At 67.9% G+C, this 18,644-nt stretch carries 20 protein-coding genes; 2 read left to right on the top strand and 18 right to left on the bottom strand.

What is annotated here, in order from left to right:
* The first annotated feature begins 106 nt into the window (after positions 1-106).
* Complete coding sequence (locus AC1DNG_RS18270) at positions 107-1,273, top strand: cytochrome P450 (RefSeq protein ID WP_476887939.1); 1,167 nt, start codon at positions 107-109, stop codon at positions 1,271-1,273.
* Between the two features lie 14 nt (positions 1,274-1,287).
* Here AC1DNG_RS18270 and rox read toward each other — a convergent pair whose 3' ends face one another.
* From rox to AC1DNG_RS18180, 18 genes are all read right to left on the bottom strand, one after another.
* Entirely contained in the window at positions 1,288-2,748 is a 1,461-nt protein-coding gene (rox, locus tag AC1DNG_RS18265) for a rifampin monooxygenase (protein ID WP_476887948.1), read from the bottom strand.
* A 79-nt stretch (positions 2,749-2,827) separates the two neighbouring features.
* Positions 2,828-3,292, bottom strand: a complete 465-nt coding sequence (locus tag AC1DNG_RS18260; protein WP_476851543.1) for a phage tail protein — start codon at positions 3,290-3,292, stop codon at positions 2,828-2,830.
* Positions 3,293-3,489: 197 nt separating this feature from the next.
* On the bottom strand, positions 3,490-4,656 hold the full coding sequence (locus AC1DNG_RS18255) for a flagellar hook protein FlgE (protein WP_028277079.1): 1,167 nt from the start codon (positions 4,654-4,656) through the stop codon (positions 3,490-3,492).
* Between the two features lie 31 nt (positions 4,657-4,687).
* The gene (locus AC1DNG_RS18250; protein ID WP_018775811.1) at positions 4,688-5,122 is read right to left on the bottom strand and encodes a flagellar hook assembly protein FlgD; all 435 of its coding nucleotides are present in this window, start codon (positions 5,120-5,122) and stop codon (positions 4,688-4,690) included.
* Between the two features lie 18 nt (positions 5,123-5,140).
* Positions 5,141-7,252 (bottom strand): flagellar hook-length control protein FliK, encoded by a 2,112-nt coding sequence (locus AC1DNG_RS18245; RefSeq protein ID WP_476887938.1) that lies wholly within the window; start codon positions 7,250-7,252, stop codon positions 5,141-5,143.
* On the bottom strand, positions 7,249-7,980 hold the full coding sequence (locus AC1DNG_RS18240; RefSeq protein ID WP_476887937.1) for a C40 family peptidase: 732 nt from the start codon (positions 7,978-7,980) through the stop codon (positions 7,249-7,251). The genes AC1DNG_RS18245 and AC1DNG_RS18240 overlap by 4 nt, the downstream gene beginning before the upstream one ends.
* A complete protein-coding gene (locus AC1DNG_RS18235; protein ID WP_026538968.1) occupies positions 7,977-8,411 on the bottom strand; it encodes a flagellar FliJ family protein in 435 nt (144 codons plus the stop codon). Before AC1DNG_RS18235 ends, AC1DNG_RS18240 begins: the two co-directional genes overlap by 4 nt.
* A complete protein-coding gene (locus AC1DNG_RS18230; RefSeq protein WP_476887936.1) occupies positions 8,408-9,736 on the bottom strand; it encodes a FliI/YscN family ATPase in 1,329 nt (442 codons plus the stop codon). Before AC1DNG_RS18230 ends, AC1DNG_RS18235 begins: the two co-directional genes overlap by 4 nt.
* Positions 9,733-10,482 (bottom strand): FliH/SctL family protein, encoded by a 750-nt coding sequence (locus AC1DNG_RS18225; protein WP_476887935.1) that lies wholly within the window; start codon positions 10,480-10,482, stop codon positions 9,733-9,735. The genes AC1DNG_RS18230 and AC1DNG_RS18225 overlap by 4 nt, the downstream gene beginning before the upstream one ends.
* Entirely contained in the window at positions 10,472-11,488 is a 1,017-nt protein-coding gene (gene fliG, locus AC1DNG_RS18220; RefSeq protein WP_476887934.1) for a flagellar motor switch protein FliG, read from the bottom strand. The genes AC1DNG_RS18225 and fliG overlap by 11 nt, the downstream gene beginning before the upstream one ends.
* Positions 11,485-13,089 (bottom strand): flagellar basal-body MS-ring/collar protein FliF, encoded by a 1,605-nt coding sequence (gene fliF / locus AC1DNG_RS18215; RefSeq protein WP_028277074.1) that lies wholly within the window; start codon positions 13,087-13,089, stop codon positions 11,485-11,487. Before fliF ends, fliG begins: the two co-directional genes overlap by 4 nt.
* The gene (gene fliE, locus AC1DNG_RS18210) at positions 13,089-13,400 is read right to left on the bottom strand and encodes a flagellar hook-basal body complex protein FliE (RefSeq protein ID WP_028277073.1); all 312 of its coding nucleotides are present in this window, start codon (positions 13,398-13,400) and stop codon (positions 13,089-13,091) included. The genes fliF and fliE overlap by 1 nt, the downstream gene beginning before the upstream one ends.
* A complete protein-coding gene (locus AC1DNG_RS18205) occupies positions 13,400-13,792 on the bottom strand; it encodes a flagellar basal body rod protein FlgC (RefSeq protein ID WP_079555549.1) in 393 nt (130 codons plus the stop codon). The genes fliE and AC1DNG_RS18205 overlap by 1 nt, the downstream gene beginning before the upstream one ends.
* Positions 13,792-14,133 (bottom strand): flagellar basal body rod protein FlgB, encoded by a 342-nt coding sequence (gene flgB / locus AC1DNG_RS18200; RefSeq protein WP_028277071.1) that lies wholly within the window; start codon positions 14,131-14,133, stop codon positions 13,792-13,794. The genes AC1DNG_RS18205 and flgB overlap by 1 nt, the downstream gene beginning before the upstream one ends.
* Positions 14,134-14,278: 145 nt before the next feature.
* A complete protein-coding gene (locus AC1DNG_RS18195) occupies positions 14,279-14,704 on the bottom strand; it encodes a hypothetical protein (RefSeq protein ID WP_476887933.1) in 426 nt (141 codons plus the stop codon).
* Positions 14,697-15,206 (bottom strand): flagellar export chaperone FliS, encoded by a 510-nt coding sequence (locus AC1DNG_RS18190; protein ID WP_476887932.1) that lies wholly within the window; start codon positions 15,204-15,206, stop codon positions 14,697-14,699. The genes AC1DNG_RS18195 and AC1DNG_RS18190 overlap by 8 nt, the downstream gene beginning before the upstream one ends.
* On the bottom strand, positions 15,203-16,531 hold the full coding sequence (fliD, locus tag AC1DNG_RS18185; RefSeq protein WP_476887931.1) for a flagellar filament capping protein FliD: 1,329 nt from the start codon (positions 16,529-16,531) through the stop codon (positions 15,203-15,205). Before fliD ends, AC1DNG_RS18190 begins: the two co-directional genes overlap by 4 nt.
* A gap of 149 nt (positions 16,532-16,680) precedes the next feature.
* Positions 16,681-17,853: a flagellin N-terminal helical domain-containing protein gene (locus tag AC1DNG_RS18180; RefSeq protein ID WP_476857556.1), complete on the bottom strand. Its 1,173-nt coding sequence runs from the start codon at positions 17,851-17,853 to the stop codon at positions 16,681-16,683.
* A 292-nt stretch (positions 17,854-18,145) separates the two neighbouring features.
* Here AC1DNG_RS18180 and AC1DNG_RS18175 point away from each other — a divergent pair, with 292 nt between their 5' ends.
* Complete coding sequence (locus tag AC1DNG_RS18175) at positions 18,146-18,634, top strand: flagellar protein FlgN (RefSeq protein ID WP_476857557.1); 489 nt, start codon at positions 18,146-18,148, stop codon at positions 18,632-18,634.
* The last annotated feature ends 10 nt before the right edge of the window (positions 18,635-18,644 follow it).

Genomic DNA, 18,644 nt, shown 5'->3' with positions numbered 1-18,644 from the left:
GCCACCCGGCCCGCCCCGTTGGACGTCTGCTCCACCGCAGTTCGTCCCGTGCAGTTGGCCCAGTGCCAGGAAACGACGGCCGCCCGCCTCATCAGGAAGGCCAGCCATGGCGCCATTTCCGGATTTTGAGCAGCCGTTGAACCCGTTTCCCCGCTACGCAGCCATGCGGGACAGTGAACCCGTTTTCCAGGACCCGGACACCGGCGTCTGGCACGTGTTCCGCTACGACGACGTGCAGCGGGTCCTGTCCGAACACGCCACATTTTCTTCCCGGATGGGTGGGGACAACCCCTCCGAAACGGGCCAGCTCTTCGCCGCCAGCCTGGTCAACACGGACCCGCCGCGGCACCGCCAGTTGCGTTCGCTCGTGACGCAGGCGTTCACGCCGCGGGCAGTCGAAGCGCTCGCCCCGCGCATCTCGGAACTGACCGACAAGCTGCTGGAGCCGGTGGTGGCCGGCGGCGCCACGGACCTGGTCGAACAGCTCGCCTATCCGCTTCCGGTGATCGTAATCGCCGAACTCATGGGCATTCCGGCCTCTGACCGGGACCGGTTCAAGCTGTGGTCCGACGTGATCGTGAGCCAGACCCGCCCGGGCGCCGACGATTCCGTCCACACCGCAGCCAACCGGGAAATGGCGGAGTACTTCATGGGCATGATCGAGGAGCGGCGGCACCGGCCGGGCAATGATTTGATCAGCGCGCTCCTCGCGGCCGAGATCGACGGGCAGAAGCTCAGCCCCATCGAGTTGCTGGGATTCTGCAGCCTGTTGCTCGTGGCGGGAAACGAGACCACCACCAACCTGATCGGCAATGCGGTGCTGTGCTTCACCGAATCGCCGGGCACGGCGGAACGCCTCGTCGCCGAGCCTACCCTGCTCCCGCACGCCATCGAAGAGGTGCTGCGCTACCGCTCCCCCGTCCAGTCCATGTACCGGCTCTCAGCCGTCGACACGACCGTGCGCGGCCGCACCATCCCGGCAGGCTCACCGGTCATTGCCTGGATCGGCTCGGCGAACCGCGACGGGGAGCAGTTCCCGAGCCCGGACGAGTTGGACGTCGAACGCTCACCCAACCGTCACCTCGCCTTCGGGCAGGGCATCCATTTCTGTCTGGGGGCGCCCCTGGCGCGGCTGGAGGCCAGGATCGCGCTGGAGGCCGTGCTCTCACGGCTGCCGGGGCTTGCGGTGGACCCCGACGCGCAGTTGGAGCGGATGGAAAGCATGATCGTCTACGGGGCGAAACAGCTTCCCGTGACCTGGCAGGCTGCCTGACGGCGCGCACGGCGTCAGGGGCGGCGATCGTGACCGTCTCCGGTGCCCTCGAGGGCGGCCCCGAACCATGTCGGCAGGTGGTGGAGCAGGTCGTCCTGGTCGTCGCCGATCCATGCGACGTGGCCGTCCGGCCGGAGCAGGACCGCGGGCGCGTCCAGTTCCCCGCTGGCGTCCGCGACGTGGTCGATCCGGTCCGCCCATCCTGCCACGGAGAGTTCGCCGGTCTGGTCCAGCAGGAGCCCGCGGCCTTTGCGGGTGAGTTCGTAGAGACGGCCCCGCGACAGAGGAATGTCGCGCAGTCGCCTGCCGAGCAGCTCGGGTCCTTCGCCGAAGTCGTAGCGGACCCCGATCGCGGTAATCTTCTCGGCCAGGAAACGGCTGACGTCCTCGAAGTCCATCAGCTCGCTCAGCAGCCGCCGCACGGCCTGCGGGCCGGGCTCGGTGGACAGAAGCTCGCTCTGGGCGCGGGTGATGGTCAGCACGCCTTCGGCGACCGGGTGACGCTCGGCGTAATAACTGTCCAGCAGCCCGTCAGGCGCCCACCTTTTGACCTCGGCGGCGAGCTTCCAGCCGAGATTGAAGGCGTCCTGGATGCCGAGGTTCAGTCCCTGCCCTCCCAGTGGCGGGTGGACGTGCGCCGCATCGCCGGCGAGCAGAATGCGGCCCACCCGGTATTGCTCGGCAAGCCGGGTGGCGTCGCTGAAACGGGACAGGGAGCGTGGTGAGTGGACGCCGAAGTCGGTGCCTGCGAACGCCCGCAGCTGCGTCCGGAACTCCTCCAGCGTCGGCGGGACTGAGCGGTCCTCGGCCACGGCCGCCGCGGGCACGACGGCGCGGTACAGGCCGTTTCCGGCGGGGCCGATGCCGAACCCCTTGTGGGTCTTGCGCACCTCCTCGGCGACCGCGGCCAGCTGGTCCGGCGCCGCGGTCACCTTCACCTCGCCCAGGAGCCACTCGGTCTTGGCCGGCTCGCCGGGGAAGCCGATGCCGAGCAGTCTGCGCACCAGGCTGCGTCCGCCGTCGCAGCCGACCAGCCAGCGCGAGCGCAGCCGTGTGCCGTCAGCGAGTTCGACGCTCACCGCGTCCTCGTCCTGCTCGACCCCTGCCACCTCGCAGCCGCGGCGGATCTGGGCGCCGAGCTCACCGGCGCGCTCGGCCAGCAGGCGATCGGTGACCGGCTGGGGGATGCCAAGGACGTAGCCGTGTGCGGTGTCCAGGTTCACCGGCCGGGGCTTGTCGATCCCGGCGAAGCGACCCACGCCGCCGGGATACTGTTGCCCGTGGGCGAGGAACCGGTCCAGCAGCCCGCGCTGGTCCATGATCTCGATGCTGCGCGGGTGCAGGCCGAGCGAACGGACCGCCTGGCTCGGCTCCGCGTCCCTCTCCAGCACGAGCACGTCCACGTCGTGCAGCCGCAACTCGCTGGCCAGCATCATCCCCGTCGGGCCGCCGCCGCTAATGATCACGTCGAAAATATGGAACCCCAATCCCAGAAACTCACTTTCCGGATTGCCCGGCTGCGTCCCGCAACCTGAAATGCGGGGGTGAGCCCGATCAGTACTCGCCCTTGATCACGAAGTAGGAGCCGCGAATAACGCCCGCCAGCTTCGACTTTTGGCGGGCGAACTTGAAGCGCGGCGCCAATTCCTCCGGAACTTCCATGCCGTCGGCAAGTTTGAACCCCACCGCTCTCTTCCCGCCGTCCTCGATGCTGTACATGACGTTGACCGACAGTCCCGACTCGTAAAAAACATAGGCCATCCGCAAACCGTCGACTTCGAAGGCGGTCGCCTCCAGCGGGCGGGAGCCGATCACGATCTCGCGTTCATCCCGGAGGATGCGGCTCACCCGGTCAACCACGTCAGGAACTTCGCTCGCGGGGCTCACGGTGAAGGCGTGGCCGTACTTATTCCGGTAATAGCGGGCCTCGTTGGCGCGCAACCCGGCGAGGGCCTCGGAGACGGGCGACGATTCCAGGCCGACGGTAGAAACGGTCTCGAAGTCAACGATGTACGGCATGTGCCCTCCTGGACAGACGTGTTGGGACCAATGCTAACGCGACGACGTGCTGCCGCTAACGCGACGACGTGGCTGCCGGACGCCGGAACGCAAACGCCCCCCTGAGGTGTGATCCGGGGAGACAGCTCCGGGTCCGGCAATACCGGAAACCCGAAGCTGTCTCCCGAATCCTTAGGGGACAAGCACGATTCCGCTCATTAGCGCTTGAGCTGGGTCAGTTCCTGGAGAACCTCATCCGAGGTGGTGATGATGCGGGCGTTGGCCTGGAAACCGCGCTGCGCAACGATCAGGTTGGTGAATTCCTGGGACAGGTCCACGTTCGACATTTCCAACGAGCCGCCGGTCAGGGTGCCAAGGCCGGGGTCGCCCGCAGCACCGAGCTGCACGCCGCCGGAGTTGCCGGTTGCGACGTAGGAGGAGCCGCCGGCCTTCTCCAGGCCGCCCGGGTTGGTGAACTTGGCGAGGGCGATCTTGGCGAGGACCTGCTTGATGCCGTTGCTGAATGACCCGACCAGGGAGCCGTCGCTGCCCAGCGTGTAGGACTCGAGCTTGCCGACGGGGGCACCGTTCTGGCCGCTGACGGTCAGCGAGCTCATGGCAGCGTAGCCGGAAACCTTGGAGACATCGATGGTGATGCCGTTGACGGTGACGTTGCCGCCTGCGGTGGGCTTGCCGTTCGTGTAGGTCACAGACCCGGTGGCTGTGGTGCCGTTGTCGTCGGCGGCGATGTTCCAGGTGCTTCCGGCCTTGGTGAAGGTCATTGACACGCTGCGTTCGGTGCCGGCGGCGTCGTAAACCTTGACGAGACGGTCCAACTTGGTGCCGTCGACGGCGTCGCTGGGCAGGTTTCCGTCCAGCGTCACCGAGTCGGTCTTCTTGGCCACCATGGTGTTGGGGTTCAGCGTAATGTCGCCAACGGGGCCTCCCGCGTTGATCACACCGTTGGTGGCGGTCCAGCCCTGGAGGATGCCGCCGTCGGGGCTTACCAGCTGGTTGGCTGCGTCCGGGCTGAACGCGCCGGCGCGGGTGAAGAGCTGGCTGCCGCCCTTGCTGGTGACGAAGAAGCCGTCACCGGAAATCATCAGGTCGGTGGCCCGGCCGGTGCTCTGCGATGAGCCCTGGGAGAAGTTGGTGGTGACGCCGGCAACCCGGACGCCCAGGCCGATCTGGGCGGGGTTGCTGCCGCCGGTCGCGGCCTGCGGGCCGGTGGCGCCCTGCTGCAGCTGGGACAGGGTGTCCTGGAACTGGGTGGAGGAGGCCTTGAAGCCTGCGGTGTTGACGTTGGCGATGTTGTTGCCAGTAACGTCCAGCATGGTCTGGTGGGCGCGGAGGCCCGAGATTCCGGAGTACAGCGAGCGGAGCATGGGAACTGCCTTTCTACGGGTGAAGAACTGGTTAGGAAGCGGCCGGAGCCGTAAGCCCGGTGATGGAGTCGAGGGGAACGGAAAGGTCGCCGATCGTGACGGACGGAACCGATCCCGCATAGCTGACGGAACTGGCGACGCCGGTCCCGGTGGTGCCGTCCGCGAGGGTGTAGCCGACCGAGTGTCCGATCAGCTGGGCTGCCGCCGTCCGCATCTGGAGGGAGAAGCCCTCCTTGCTGTTGGTGGTCAGTTCGGTCATTTTTTCCATCATGGAGAGCTGAAGGGTCTGGCTCATCATCTGGTTGGTGTCCATGGGCGCGCTCGGGTTCTGGTTCTTGAGCTGCGTCACGAGCAGGGACATGAACACGTTGGCATCCATGGTCTGCGAGGGGGTCCGCACGGCAGAGGCCTGGGTGGCCTCCCCCGCCGCCGTTACCGGCTGGGATGCGATCGGCTGAATCGTCATAAGTCGCGTTCCTTCGTGTCAGACAAGAATGTCGAGGGTGGTCTGGGGGCCGTTCAACAGCCTGGCGGTGCGTATGGCTTGATCATCGGCCAGTGCATCCCAGCGGTTTCCGGGCCGCGGCCCGTTCCGGTCGCCCGGGCCGGAGCCGCTGCCGCCGGGGCCCGAGCCGCTGCCGCCGGGGTCCCGGCCGGTGCCGAACTGGCCGCCGGTCCCCGTCCGGTCCTGGCCCGTGCCGTGCTGGGCCCCGTGCTGCCCGAAACCGGGACCGTTGTGGTCTGAGAGGTCAAGGCTGGCCGCGAATCCGGCGCCGTGGAGTTCCCTGCGGAGTTCGGGCAGGATTCCGCGGACGGCTTCACGTCCCGCATCGCCCGGGGCGAACAGCTCAATCCGGACGCCTGCGGCGTCGATCTGGGCCCGGACCGTGAGTGGACCGAGATCCTCCGGGCTGACCTTGAGGGTCATGATGTGCTGGCCCTGGGGTGCCCCCACGAGGGTGAAAAGCGGTTTGGCCAGCTGGGACTGGAGGGGCGCCGCGTAATGGGGCGCCGGCGGGGACGCCGACTGGAACGCCGGCTGCGCAGCGGCCTGGGCAGCCGGCTGGGGCACGGCCTGGACCACGGTTGCCGCCGCCACAGTCGGCTGGACGGGGAAGGCGGCCGCCGCGGGGGCGTCGCTTTCCGGATTGGACCGAGCCTGGGCGGCGTTGGGCACCGGTGCCGCGACTGGTTCCGTCAGGACGCCGGCGTGGAAAGGAGCGGGGGCGTGTGCGGGTGCGTTTGCGGGTGCGGGGGCGGGTGCGGTTCCGGTTCCGGTTCCGGTTCCGGTTCCGGTTCCGGTGGACATGCTGCCGGAGGATCCGGTGCCGGCTCCGGGGCTGCCGGATGGCGCCGGACCGGACGGGGTCGTGCCGGGTGAGGTGGTCAGCGACGTCGGCGCTTGTCCGGGCGCGGAGGGAGCGACGGCGGCGACGTCTGATCCGTTGACCGCCCGCGCGGACACGGCCGCGGTGGTGGCCGCCGGCGACGCACCATGACCAGACCCAAGTCCCTGGGCAGTCTGCGCCGCCGCTGCCGCGCCCGGTGCCGCGGCGGCGGCCGGAGGTGTGGCGCCGGCCTGCACCGGGACTGCCTGCGTTGGCCCGGCAGGTGCAGCAGCCTTAGGTGGGCCACTGAGCACCGGAACGGGACCTGTCGCAGGGGTGGTCCCCGCGGCGCCGGTGGCAGTCGAGGCCAGCGGCGCGGCCGCGACAGTAGCCAGCGGCGCGGCCGCAACAGTAGCCGGTGCGGTGGCCACGGCGTCGACGGGCGCAGCCGTCGGGGCAGGATCGTTCCCATTGACCGGCCGGTTGACCGGTCCGCCGGCGGCGGCCTTGGGCCCGGCCAGCGGGACCGCGCCCGCCGTCTGCGAGGCCGCAGCGGCGTTCGGCTTACCGTCCGGCATGGTCCCAGCGGGGACGGCGGCCACAGTCTGGCGCCGCGTTGCGGCCAATCCCGGGGTCGCGACGGCCGGGGAATGCGCGGCGGCGGCCGGCAACTCGTCGGGAAGGACCGCCGAGGCCGCGGACGCAGTGATGGCCGGTGCGGCAGTACGGGAACCATCGTTGCTGTCCGACGGCGGGGCTACCGCCTGCGCCGACTGTCCGGGCAGCGCAGCCTGACCAGCCTGACCACGTTGTGTATAGGAGACAAACTGGGCCGGCGGGAATTCGGCCGTGCCGTACTGGGCTGGAACGTGCGGGGCCGGAACGTACGGGGCCGGAACGTGCGGGGCCGGCCCGGGGCTGGTGATACCGGACGAAGCAGCGTCGGTCCCCGGCGCGGTCCCGGAAGCAGCGTCGGCCCCCGTCACAGTGTTCGCAGCGGTGCCGCTCAGCGAAGCGGGGTCCGTGGCGCCGTCGGGCTGCGGCAGTTCGGCCGCCGTGTCATCGGCCGCCGGTACAGCCTTAGCGGCGCCAGGCTCTGCCGCGGTGCCGTTGCCCGCTGCGCCCTGGACGTCGTTGAGGACTGCGTCGAAGGACGCGGCGGCTGTGTTTCCGTTTTCGCTGCCGGGCCGCGGGTCCGCGCCCTGCCGGGCCGCCCGGACGGTCGCCCCCAGCGCGGCCGCAAGCTCCGTCGATGCCGCCGCCTTCATGATGCAGCCCCTGCGGGAACGATGCGCCGGATGGAGGTCAGGTTGGACTGCTGCTCCCAGGCGTCGCGGATCTGGATGGTCTTGCCCGGCACGGGTGCGTCGATCGCCTTGCCGTTGCCCAGGTAGATGGAAATGTGGTTGCCGCCGAAGCTCACCAGGAGGTCTCCGGGTTTCGCTTCTGCGAGGGACGCCACCGGGGTGCCCTGGCGCATCTGGTCGCTCACCACACGGGGAAGCTCCACGCCGAGGTCCTTGAAGACCCGCTGGGTGAAGCCGGAGCAGTCCATGCCGGAGGCCGGATTGGTGCCGCCCCACACATAGGGAACACCGATGTACTTCTTCGCCACGGCCACCACGTCATTGCCCGTCGCGGCCCCACCGGTATGTACGGTTCCGGCTGCCTGGGCGCCGGTGAGCGCGGCCGTCCCGGCCGCCGCAGCGCTACCTGGTCCGAATGTGCCGCCAATGCCCAGTGACGTGCCCAGTGAGGAGCCCAGGCCCAGGCTGTCCGTGAGGGAGGCGGCATCCGTTGCGCCACTGCCGCCCAGTGCCGCGGCAAGTGCCTGGGTGAACGTGGCGGAGTCGCCGGTGCCGGTTGCGGACGCGAGCGAGGTAGCAGCCGCAGCCTTGGCAGCGGCTGCGCTGGTTTCCGTGGCCGCAGGCCGGCTCAATTCCGCGATCATCGACTGGATGCCCTGCATCCGGCCGATCGCTTCAGTCATGCTCATGGCTTCACCTGCTGCTCATCGCGGTGCCAGAGCGTCGAGGCGATCTCATCGAGGGCCGACTGCTCGGCGCGCAGGTCCGCGGAGTTGACCTCGGCGTCGTGCCGGGCTTGCAGTTTTTCCAGCCCCACGGACCGCGTGCGGGCAGCGATGAACTCGGCCCGGGCGTTGGCTTCGTCGGCCTCGGCCAGGTGGGTGAGGTTTTGCAGGTCCGCGAGCATGCTGTGCGCGGATGACCGGGCGGCCGCCACGGCGCGCAGTGAGGCCGAGCTGGAGATGGGGTCATCCGTGGCGGCAAGTTCGCGGCGGGCGGCGGCTTCTCGGACCCGGACGGAGCTGGAACGTGAGCGGGCGCGCGCCAGCCCGGTTGCCGCCTGGTCCTGCTGGAGCTGGCGGAGGCGCAGGAGGCCGGCCAGTGAGAATTCGCGGTTCATGCTGCTGCTCCCAGGATCGAAGTGAGGTGGCCGAGCCGTTGCCAGGACTCGGGGTGGGCCGTGGATTCGTCCATCGGCTGCTGGAGGAAACCGCTGACGTCGTGCTCGTGGTTCAGCGCAGCGTCCACCAGCGGGTTGGTCCCGGCCTGGTAGGCGCCGACGTCGATCAGGTCCTGTGCCGCCTTGCGGGCCGCGAGGACCCGGCGGAGCGTGGCGGCGGCGTCGAGGTGTGGCCGGGAATTGACCTTGCTGGCCACCCGGGACACGGATCCGAGCACGTCCACGGACGGGAAGTGCCCGGTGACGGCGAGTTTGCGGTCCAGCACCACGTGGCCGTCCAGGATGGAGCGGGCGGCGTCGGCGATGGGCTCGTTATGGTCATCGCCGTCCACGAGCACGGTGTAGATGCCGGTAACTGAGCCGGTCTCGGCCGTGCCGGCGCGTTCCAACAGCCGGGCCAGGATGGAAAAGGTCGACGGCGGGTAGCCGCGGGTGGCAGGGGGCTCGCCGGCCGAGAGGCCAATCTCGCGCTGCGCCATGGCCACCCGGGTCAGGGAGTCCATCATGAGCACCACATCCTGGCCCTGGTCGCGGAAGGACTCGGCGATGCGGGTGGCGGTGAAGGCCGCGCGCATGCGCATCAGGGCGGGTTCGTCGGAGGTGGCGACCACCACGACGGAGCGCGCCAGGCCGACGGCGCCGAGGTCGTCTTCGAGGAACTCGCGGACTTCGCGGCCGCGTTCGCCAACGAGGGCGATCACCGAGACTTCGGCGTCGGTTCCGCGGGCGATCATCGAGAGGAGGGAGGATTTGCCGACCCCTGAGCCGGCAAACAGGCCCATGCGCTGGCCCTTGCCGAGCGTGGTCATGGTGTCCAGGACGCGCACGCCGGTCTGCAGCGCGGTGTCGATGCGGGCGCGTTTCATGGCGTTCGGTGCCTCGTTGTCGATCGGCACTCGCGGCCCGCTGAGCAGCGGACCCTTGCCGTCGATCGGGCGTCCCAGGCCGTCAAGGACCCGGCCGAACAGGCCCCGCCCGGTGGGAACCAATACCGCGCTGCCTTTGGCGCGCACCGGGTCACCGGCAGCCACGCCGGCCAGCCGGCCCAGCGGCATGCAGCGCACGGAGCCGTCCAGCGCCGCGACGACTTCGGCGTCAAGGCCCGGGTTCCCGCCCACGGTCACGAGGTCACCAAGGGCGCAGTCCAGACCCGACACTTCCAGGCCCAGCCCGATGACCGAGGTGACGACGCCGACCCGTTGCGGGGCGGCCGCGGCCAGCGCGGCGGCATAGTCGGCGCCCTTCGGCCGCCACTCGGCGATCATGCCTGGCCCCGGTAGGCGCCGGCACCGAATTCGGCCCGGCCGGATTCTCCCGGCACGGTGTCTCCCGGCACGACGTCTCCCGGCACGGTGTCTCCCACCAATGCGCCACCCAGCGGGCCCTCTGCCGACGCTGCCTCTCCCAGCAGCGCCGTGCGGGCACGTCCCAGGGCGGTGCGGAGGCTGGCGTCGAACCAGCCCTGCTGGTATTCGACCTTCGCGTCGCCGCGGCCCAGGGAGGGGTCCGCGATGAGCGGCAGCCCGGCGGGCAGTTCCTGGCCTTCCCGGCTGAGGACGTCGATGTCCGCCGGGTGCAGCCGGATTGCCAGTACCGTGGCGGAGTCATTCCCGGAGAGGGCGCGGGCCAGGGCGGCCCGGGCGGTCCGGGTGCCTTCGGCCAGTTCGTAGCCGAGGATGGCCTCGGCCAGTTCCAGCGCCGTGCGGGCCAGGATTTCCTCGGCGTCCTGCAGCGCCTGCACGTTGCGGTGCGCAAAGTCTGTCCTGGCGACGGCGAGGGCGCGCACGGCACGGTCCAGGTCCTGCTGTCCGGCGGCCAGGGAGGCCGCCTGCTCGGCGGCCATCCGGTCCCGCCAGCGGCGCTGCTCTTTCGCTGCGGCGCGCACACCGGCGGCGTAGCCCGCGGCGTGGCCTTCGGTGTAGCCGGCCTGTTCGGCGGCCGGGCCGTTGGCCCGCAGCGACGGGAAGACGACGCGCGCCGGGGCGTTGGCCGCGCCGTTGTCAGTAGACATAGTCTTCTTCGTCCCCGCGCTGGATGGTGATCTGGCCTTCGGCCTCGAGCTCGCGGATGGACCGGACGACGGCGGCACGGGCCTCTTCGATCTGCGAGGCACGCAGGGGTCCCAGGGCGGCGATCTCGGATTCGAGGATTTCCAGGTTGCGCCCGGAGACGTTCGTCGTGATGGTTTCCAGGACCGGCTCGGAGGCACCCTTCATCGCCGTCGCCAGGACGGCCGCGTCAAGTCCGCGCAGCACCAGCTGCACGTCGCGGCGTTCCAGCTTCACAATGTCGTCGAACGTCACCATCTGGGCCCGGATCTCCACCGCGAGGTCGGGATCGAGCAGGTCCAGGCCGTCCAGCACGGACCGTTCCGTGCCGGCGTCGGTCCGGTTGATGATCTCCAGCAGCGGCTGGATGCCGCCCACCACCTTCGAGGCCTGCTGGGACACGGCGGCGCCGCCGCGGAGTTTGAGGGTGTCGGCGACGATCCCGATCGCCTCGGGCGCGCCGGATCCCATGGTGGCGATGCTGAGCGCGACGTCGGCGCGCAGCGAGCCGGGCAGCCCGGACATCACGGCCGAGGCCTTGCGCGGGCTGAGGTGGGCGAGGACCAGGGCGATGGTCTGCGGCAGTTCGCCGTCGATCAGGGCCAGGATCTGCACGGGTTCGATGTCTTCGAGGAACTCGAAGGACTTGCCGGCCATATTGACGGTCAGGCGGTTCATGAGCCCGGCGGCCCGTTCCGAGCCGAAGGACGCCTCCAGCAGGCCCTCGGCGAGTTCCCGGCCGCCCCGGGCCTGGCGCGTGGTTGTCAGCGCGGCCTGGTGGAAGTCCTTCATGATCTGCTCGGTGACGTCAGAGTCCACCTTCCGGAGCTTGACGATCTCCCCGGCAATCTCCTCCGCCTCGGTGTCCGTGAGCTGGGCCATGACCTTGGCGGCGTTCTCGGGGCTCATCTGCATCAGGACGACGGCGGCGCGCTGGGTGCCGGTCAGGGGCGTATCGGCGGGTTTCATGCCGGTTGCCTGTCATCCATGAGGCTGCGCAGGTAATCGGCGGCCCGTTCCGGGTTGGCGGCGACCATGTTGTCGATTTCAAACCGGCGGCGCTCGGATTCCAGCTGTTCGGTGCTCGGGCCCGGAAGCGGGGGCAGGGCGGTGATCGGGATCGCCGACGTCGCCGGCGGAAGGGCCACCACAGGCGGGGCCACCGGCATGATCTCCAGGTCCAGGCGTTCGCCGAGGTCCACGGGCTCGCGCTTCTGGCGGCGCCGCAGGATGATCGTGACCACCAGGGCCAGGATCAGCAGGCCCAGCAGGATACTGCCTGCGGTGACGAGGGTTCCGAAGAACGCGGCCTGCTTCTCGGCTTCGGCGTTGGCCTGGGCCTCGGCGAGCGCCTTGGCGGCGTCGTCGGCGGCTGCGGTGCTGAACGGCACAACCTCGACCGTGACAATATCGCCGCGCGCGGTGTCGGCCCCGGCTGCGGAGGTGACGAGGTTCTTCAGCGACGCCAGGTTCAGGCCGCCGGCGGCGGCCTGGCTGACGGCGACGGAAATTGTCTGCCGCTTGATGGCACCGGCCGGGATGGTCCGGTCCTCGGTGACCTTGTTGACCGCGTTGTTCTTGGTTTCGGTGGAGGAATCGAAGTTGCCGTTGCCGCTCGTGCCGCCGGGAACAGCGATGTTGTCCGGACCGAGGACGCCCGCGGCGCCTCCCCCGGTTCCGGTGTATTTCTCGGTCTTGGACGATTCACTCAGCGGCAGGGCGCCCTCGGCATTGGAGAAAGTCTCGCTCTTCTGCTGCGCCGATTCGCCCGTCACGTCGGCGGCGACGGCGACCGTGGAGTTGCCTGGGCCCACCACGCGGTCCATGACCGCGCGGACGGCGTCCGAGGTGCGCTGCTGGTAGTCGCTGGCCTGCTTGGTGGACGATCCTGCGGTCCCGCCGCCGACGGTGGAGAGCACGTTTCCCTGCGAATCGACCACGGAGACGTTGGAGGGCTTGAGGTTTTCGATGGCGGCGGAGGTCAGGTGGACGATCGCCTGCACCTTGTCACCGGTCAGGGCAGCGCCGGCGTCGGTCTCGATGAACACTGAGGCGGTGGTGTCCGGGGCCTTGGACACAAACACTGTTTTCTCGGGGATGGCGAGCCGGACGGCGGCGGTCTTCACGCCGTCCATGGCGGAGATGGTGCTGGCAAGTTCGCCCTCGAGGGCGCGCTTGTACGTGACGGACTGCTGGAATTCCGAGGACGTCACGCCCATCTTGTCCAGCAGGGAGTAGCCGGTGGCGGCGGCAGTCGGCAGGCCCGCGGCCGCTGCCTTGAGGCGCTCGTCGTAGACCTTGTCCTGCGGCACCAGGATGGTGGATCCGCCGTCGCTGAGCTCGTACTGAACGTTGTCCTTGCGGAGCTGTTCGACGATGCCGTTGGCGTCGGTGGTCTGGAGGCCGGAGAACAGCGGGGTCAGCACAGGGCGGGTAAGCCAGGCGGACAGGGCAACAATGCCCACCACCAGCAGGGCAGCGCCGATCACGGCGATGGTGCGCTGGCCGGCGGTGAAACTCTTCAGGCCCGCGCCGAAGCGCTGGAAGAAAGCGTTAATCTGCGGAGGCATCAGGCCTGCATCCTCATGATCTCGTTGAACGCGTCAACGCCCTTGTTGCGCATGGTGGCCATGAGCTCCAGCGTCACCTGCGCCCGGGTCGCGGCAAGCGTGGCGTTGTGGATGTCATCCAGGTTGCCGGTCACGGCGGACACAGCCAGCTGGTTCGACGTCGACTGCAGCTGCTGGAGGTTATCCACCGCGCCGGTGAGGGAAGTGGCGAAGGCGGAGCCGTCAGTGCCGGCCACGGGTGCCGCTCCGGCGCCCGTCACATAGTTTGTCGGCAGGACGCCCTGGACGGGGGCGATGGGGGCGACAGTCATTAGGAGCGTCCAATCTCAAGGGCGGCCATGTAGGTTTCGCGGGCGCGATCCACCACCTGCGCGTTGGCCTGGTAGCCGCGCTGGGCGATGATGAGCGCACCCATCTGTTCGGCCATGTCAATGTCCGGGTACTTCACGTTGCCGTTGGCGTCCGCCAGCGGGTGATCCGGCTGGTAGACGATCCTGCCCTCGGCGTTGCCGAGCTGGGTGCTCTTGACGTACACGCCCGAGCCCTGCGAGCCCTCCGCGGCCTCGACATACCGGGCCTGGAAGGCGGGGCCGGACGTGGCGGAGGCGTTGTTCATGTTGGCGAGGTTGTCCGAGACGGCATCGAGCCACTTGCGGTGGACAGTGAGGGCGGAGCCGGCGATGCCGATCATGTCGAAGGTCATCAGCTGGTCCTCAGGGCGGAGCGCACGGCGGTGAACTCGGTGTTGACGGCGCGTGCGGCGAACTGGAAACGCAGCACGGTGTCGATGTTGGACAGGGTTTCGGTGTCCAGGTTGACGTTGTTGCCGTTCAGCTGCGTGGGCTCCAGGGACTCCGCCGTGGTTGCCTGGACGCGGCCGTTCCCGGACTGCACCGACGCTGCGAGGGCGTCCTCGAAGCTGACGCGCTTCGCGTGGTAATTCGGCGTGTTGACGTTCGCGATGTTGTTCGCGATGGTCCGCTGGCGCAGTGCCAGCCCGTCCATGGCGCTGGCCAAGGCGGCGGAAGTCACGGATTCGAGCACAGAGTCCTGCCTGGGAAAGGTGGGGGTGGCCGATCCGTGGCCGGTAATCGAGCGATCCGTGCTCTTATAGTGGTTATCGGCACTGGTCAGCGCCGCGTTAGGCGAAATCAAAAGACTATTTCAGATGTTTTGGAACCCGGGATTCTTAGCCGTTGACATCCAGGTACAGGGCTCCGGCGGACTCCCCCACGCCGGGCACCGACGATACCGCCTGCAGCTGCCGGGCGACTCCCAGCCGCGCCTCTTCCAGCCGGAGGGCAACGCGTTCCTGGGCGGCTGCCAGTGCGACGGCGCGACGCCGGGCGGTCGCCGGCAACGGCCCGGTCATCGACGGCGGAGACCAGCGCTTCTCCGGCCGGGGTTCCGCCACCGATCCCGCGGGAGCGGCGAGCGGGCCCAGCGGATCCTTCAGGGTCCGCTCGGCGGCCTGCACCGCCATTTCAAGCACATCCAGGACGGCCATCCAGGCAGCCAGGGTGGTGTCTTCAGTGATCTTGCCGGGAAGGGACGAATCGGCGTCGTTGGATCCGGTTCCCCCTGGGCCAATATCCAAGTAAGCCTGTTCAGCCAAAGCCGAGACTCCCGCCGCCTGTTCCGGGCCCGGTGTTCCAGGCCCCTGCTGCCGGGAAACCGGCTGGAGCTGCGGCGGGAAACGCCGCGGGGGTTGCGGGCGCGGGTACCACGGCCGCGGCCTCGTGCCAGGTCTGCCGCAGGGGCTCCAAGAGTTCGATCGCTTCCCGGGTCAGCGCCGCGTCCCGCTGGATGTTCGCGTTGGTCAGTGCGGTGGAGACGTAGTTGTAGACGCCCAGCAGCCCGTTGGCACCGTCCCACGCGTCGACCTTCAGCGAGGCGGACAGCTCGGACACGATGGCCTGGGCGTGCAGCAGGTTTTCCGATGCCGTGGTCCAGTCGGCAGCGTGCTGCGCCGTTTCCGCCCGGCCCAGGTCCAGCAGGAGGCGGTCGTAGAGCATGGTGAGGAGGCGTGCCGGCGGAGCCGACAGGACCGAGTCGGCCAGGTACTGGTTCCGCTGGCCGGCATTGCCGTAGCCGCCGCCGAAGGAGGTCAGAGTCATGATGAAGAGCTTCCTGAAGAGAGTCCTGCGAGTTGGGAGGACAGCCAGGACGACTGCGCTTTCATGCCGCTGAGAGCGACCTCCAGCGCGGAGTAGGTCCGCTGCAGCGTGGTCCGACGCATTTCCAGGCGGTCATCCCAGTCGGCGATCTGGTCGGTGTAGTCCTTCGCGGTGGACTGTTGTCCCTTGATCTTGGTGCTGAGGAGCCCCGTGGAGGGATCGGAGGCCTGCTTGGCGGCGTCCGCCACGCGGCCCGCGATAGTGGCCACGGCCGCCATTGTTCCGGCCGGGTCCTTCGCCAGGGCGTCGCCGAATTTGGTGGCGTCGAATTCCATCGTCCCGGTCTTGGTCACGCTGATGCCAAGCTCAGACGGCGATTTTCCGTTCAAGGGCTGGGACGCAGCGGCCAGGATCGCGGCGTTGACGGTACGAACGGTGCTGTCTCCGGTGAACACGCCGCCTGAAGTGACCGGGTTGCCGGAGGCGTCGGTGCTGCTGACTACGGCGCTCTTGGTGGCGATCTGCGCCAGGACTCCGTTGACGGAGCTAACCAGGTCAGAGGCGGCCCTGCTGATCTGGGCGTCGTCACGGGCAACGGTGACGCGTGTGGGGGTGGCAGAGACCTCGGAGACGCTGATCGAGACTCCGCTCAGGACATCCGCGAAGGTGTTGGTGGCGGAGCTGAGCGTCGCCTCGGCAGCTGTTCCCGCCCACAGCTTGATCTGCGCGTCCTGCCCAGACTGAACTTTGGTCAGCCCGGCGGTGCCGTCCGGATCGGCGATGCTGAACCCGCCGGCGACGCCGGTCTTGGACGAGGCAAATTGCAGCCGGTACTCGCCGCCGCCCACTGAAACTTTCGATGCGACAATGCCGGCGCCGGAGAGATTCACGGCGGAAACGACGTCGTCAAGAGATGAAGTGAGCGGGGTGACCGTGATGGCCTGGCCGCCTTCGCCGGTGACCGTCATAGTGGTGTAGGGCCACGCGGCGAGGTTCTTGCTCACGGAGACCTGGGTCTGGGCCAGCTGGGAGACGGTGAAATCAACCGCACCCGGTTTCGCTCCGGTACCGACCACGGTGGTGACTTTGGCGGAACTGCTCGAGGCCGAATACAGTTCGAGGCTTTTGGGATCGGAAAGCTTACCGGCCTTGGTTGCGAGGTCCGCGACGGCGGTATTGAGTCCCTGCAGGGCCGAGATGCGGGTTTGGACCGTTGCGGCCTTGTTCTTCATCAGGCTTTGTGGGATTGCTTCCACGGCCATGAGGGAATTGATCAGGGCTGTGGTGTCCAAACCGCTGGAAAGTCCGTCGATAGAAAGTCCCATGCCTGCAACTCCTTAGAACAATGGCTGGCTGAATCAGTAATGACTGGTGGTACTGCACAGCGCCCGGGGAGAAGAATTCCCTCCCCGGGCGCCACGTGCAGTCTGAGCTACCTAGCGGAAGTCACCGGAGTGATCGCTTCCCGCTGTGTTTAGCGCAGGAGCTGCAGTACACCCTGGTTGGACTGGTTTGCCTGGGCCAGCATTGCGGTGCCGGCCTGGGACAGGATGTTGTTGCGGGTGAACTTGACCATTTCCTCAGCCATGTCCGTGTCGCGGATACGGGAGTTGGAAGCCGTCAGGTTTTCCTTGGCCACGTTGATCGTCTGCACAGCCGACTCGAGGCGGTTCTGGGTTGCACCCAGGTCTGCACGAGCCGTCGACACTGCGGTGATCTGCGTGTCGATCAGCTTGATGGAAGCCTGAGCGCTTGCGGCGGAAGAGAAATCGAGACCTGTCGTGGCCGCTCCCTTTACACCGACGTCGAGGCCCGTACCGGCGGCAGCGTTGTCAGCGTTCTCAAGCAGGCCGCCGTCCTTGGCCTGGACCGAGATGCCGGTGCCCTTGCCGTTGGCGTCCTTCTCAACCGTGACCGTGAACTTCGACGCGAAATCGGTGTCCTTCCGCAGTGCATCGGCGTAACCCTCGACGCTAGTGAAAGGACCCGCAGCGGCCAGAGTAGACGTCGCTACGGTGGTAACGACCCCGTCCTTCGTGGACGTGAACGAAGCTTCACCTGTCAGCAACGCCGGGTCAGCAATTGCAAACGTGCTGCCGTTATTGGACATGGTGCCCAGGTTCAGCGTCGTAGCAACACCCTTGACGTTTGCACCGGACAGGTCAACGGCGATCTGGCTGGCCGCGTCACCGTTGGCACCGACCTGGATGTTCAGCGTCGGGTTGTCACCGTTGAGCAGCTTGGTGCCGTTGAAGTCGGTCCCGCCAGCGATACGACCAAGTTCATTGACGAGGCTGGTGGCTTCAGTCTTGATAGCCGCGCGGGATTCGGTGTTGTTCGTATCGTTGGCTGCCTGAACACCCAAGTCGCGCAGACGCTGCAAGATGGAGTGAGCCTGGTTCAGGCCGCCTTCAGCGGTCTGGACAAGGCCAATGCCGTCCTGGGCGTTACGGGAAGCAACCGTGAGGCCGCCGATCTGGGACTTCAGGCCCTCGGAGATCGCCAGGCCGGCCGCGTCGTCACCGGCGCGGTTGATGCGCAGGCCGCTGGAAAGCTTCTCCAGCGACTTGGACAGGTCGGTCTGGGTGTTGCTGAGGCTGCGGTAAGCGTTGTTCGCAGCCATGTTGGTGTTGATCTGCATTCCCATGATGTTTCCTCCATGATTGGGACGATGTGCGACGGCCCATCCGTGGGCCTTCAGAAGTAGTTATCGCCATTTGGCCAGCACACGTAAGGAAGATTCCAAAAGAGTTTTCAGTTCAACGCCCAATCTGGTCCCGACTGCTATCAGCCTTATTGCCGCTAACGAATCCTGCGCCCCTGCCGATAGTTTCTACGAACCCTGCTGGAGGCCAAATCGTCCGCACGATGAAATCGACGCCCCGGCACCACCGCACCAGTCATTTGCACCATTCACACATGAGGGAGCCGTCCGGACCATGGCCATCCACGAACTTTCAGCCCTGCTGTGGCGGGAGCGTGAACTCCTGGACGTTCTCACCTTCAAGCTGGAGGAAGAGCAACTGCTGCTCACCGCCGGCAAATCCCGCTGGCTTCCCCACGGCACAAAGGAAGTCGAGCAGGTTCTGGAACACCTCTCCAAGGCGAGCCTCGCCCGCACCATCGAAGCCGCCGTCGTGGCCGAAACCTGGGGACTGCCCACCGACGCGTCCCTGGGTGAACTCGCCGCTGCCGCGCCGGAAGGCGCCTGGTCCGAAATCCTCACGGCCCATCTGACGGCCTTGACCCACCAGACGGCCCTGATCAAGGAACTGCGCGACTCGAACGAGCAGTACCTGCGCACCGCAGTCCGTTCCACCCAGGAATCCCTCGCGGATCTGCGGCCCACCGCTGCGGCCGGCACCTATGACGCCCAGGGCAAGACCGGGGAAACTGCAGCCTCGCGTATTTTCGACAAGCAATTCTAAGGAAGCGACC

This window comes from Arthrobacter sp. 01T425 (assembly GCF_056398725.1).
Note: the sequence above shows the minus strand (reverse complement) of the source record. Positions and strands in the feature narration are given on the sequence as shown.

Coding starts and splice junctions, on each gene's coding strand:
- AC1DNG_RS18205 (WP_079555549.1), bottom strand. CDS start 13,792: ATGACCTTCGACATGATCGGCATCGCCGGCTCCGCCCTCACTGTCCAC.
- AC1DNG_RS18180 (WP_476857556.1), bottom strand. CDS start 17,853: ATGGGAATGCAGATCAACACCAACATGGCTGCGAACAACGCTTACCGC.
- fliF (WP_028277074.1), bottom strand. CDS start 13,089: ATGCCTCCGCAGATTAACGCTTTCTTCCAGCGCTTCGGCGCGGGCCTG.
- AC1DNG_RS18225 (WP_476887935.1), bottom strand. CDS start 10,482: ATGTCTACTGACAACGGCGCGGCCAACGCCCCGGCGCGCGTCGTCTTC.
- AC1DNG_RS18255 (WP_028277079.1), bottom strand. CDS start 4,656: ATGCTCCGCTCGCTGTACTCCGGAATCTCGGGCCTCCGCGCCCACCAG.
- AC1DNG_RS18190 (WP_476887932.1), bottom strand. CDS start 15,206: ATGACTCTGACCTCCTTCGGCGGCGGCTACGGCAATGCCGGCCAGCGG.
- fliE (WP_028277073.1), bottom strand. CDS start 13,400: ATGACTGTCGCCCCCATCGCCCCCGTCCAGGGCGTCCTGCCGACAAAC.
- AC1DNG_RS18270 (WP_476887939.1), top strand. CDS start 107: ATGGCGCCATTTCCGGATTTTGAGCAGCCGTTGAACCCGTTTCCCCGC.
- AC1DNG_RS18240 (WP_476887937.1), bottom strand. CDS start 7,980: ATGAGCATGACTGAAGCGATCGGCCGGATGCAGGGCATCCAGTCGATG.
- AC1DNG_RS18250 (WP_018775811.1), bottom strand. CDS start 5,122: ATGACGATTCAGCCGATCGCATCCCAGCCGGTAACGGCGGCGGGGGAG.
- fliD (WP_476887931.1), bottom strand. CDS start 16,531: ATGGGACTTTCTATCGACGGACTTTCCAGCGGTTTGGACACCACAGCC.
- AC1DNG_RS18175 (WP_476857557.1), top strand. CDS start 18,146: ATGGCCATCCACGAACTTTCAGCCCTGCTGTGGCGGGAGCGTGAACTC.
- AC1DNG_RS18235 (WP_026538968.1), bottom strand. CDS start 8,411: ATGAACCGCGAATTCTCACTGGCCGGCCTCCTGCGCCTCCGCCAGCTC.
- AC1DNG_RS18260 (WP_476851543.1), bottom strand. CDS start 3,292: ATGCCGTACATCGTTGACTTCGAGACCGTTTCTACCGTCGGCCTGGAA.
- fliG (WP_476887934.1), bottom strand. CDS start 11,488: ATGAAACCCGCCGATACGCCCCTGACCGGCACCCAGCGCGCCGCCGTC.
- AC1DNG_RS18230 (WP_476887936.1), bottom strand. CDS start 9,736: ATGATCGCCGAGTGGCGGCCGAAGGGCGCCGACTATGCCGCCGCGCTG.
- AC1DNG_RS18245 (WP_476887938.1), bottom strand. CDS start 7,252: ATGAAGGCGGCGGCATCGACGGAGCTTGCGGCCGCGCTGGGGGCGACC.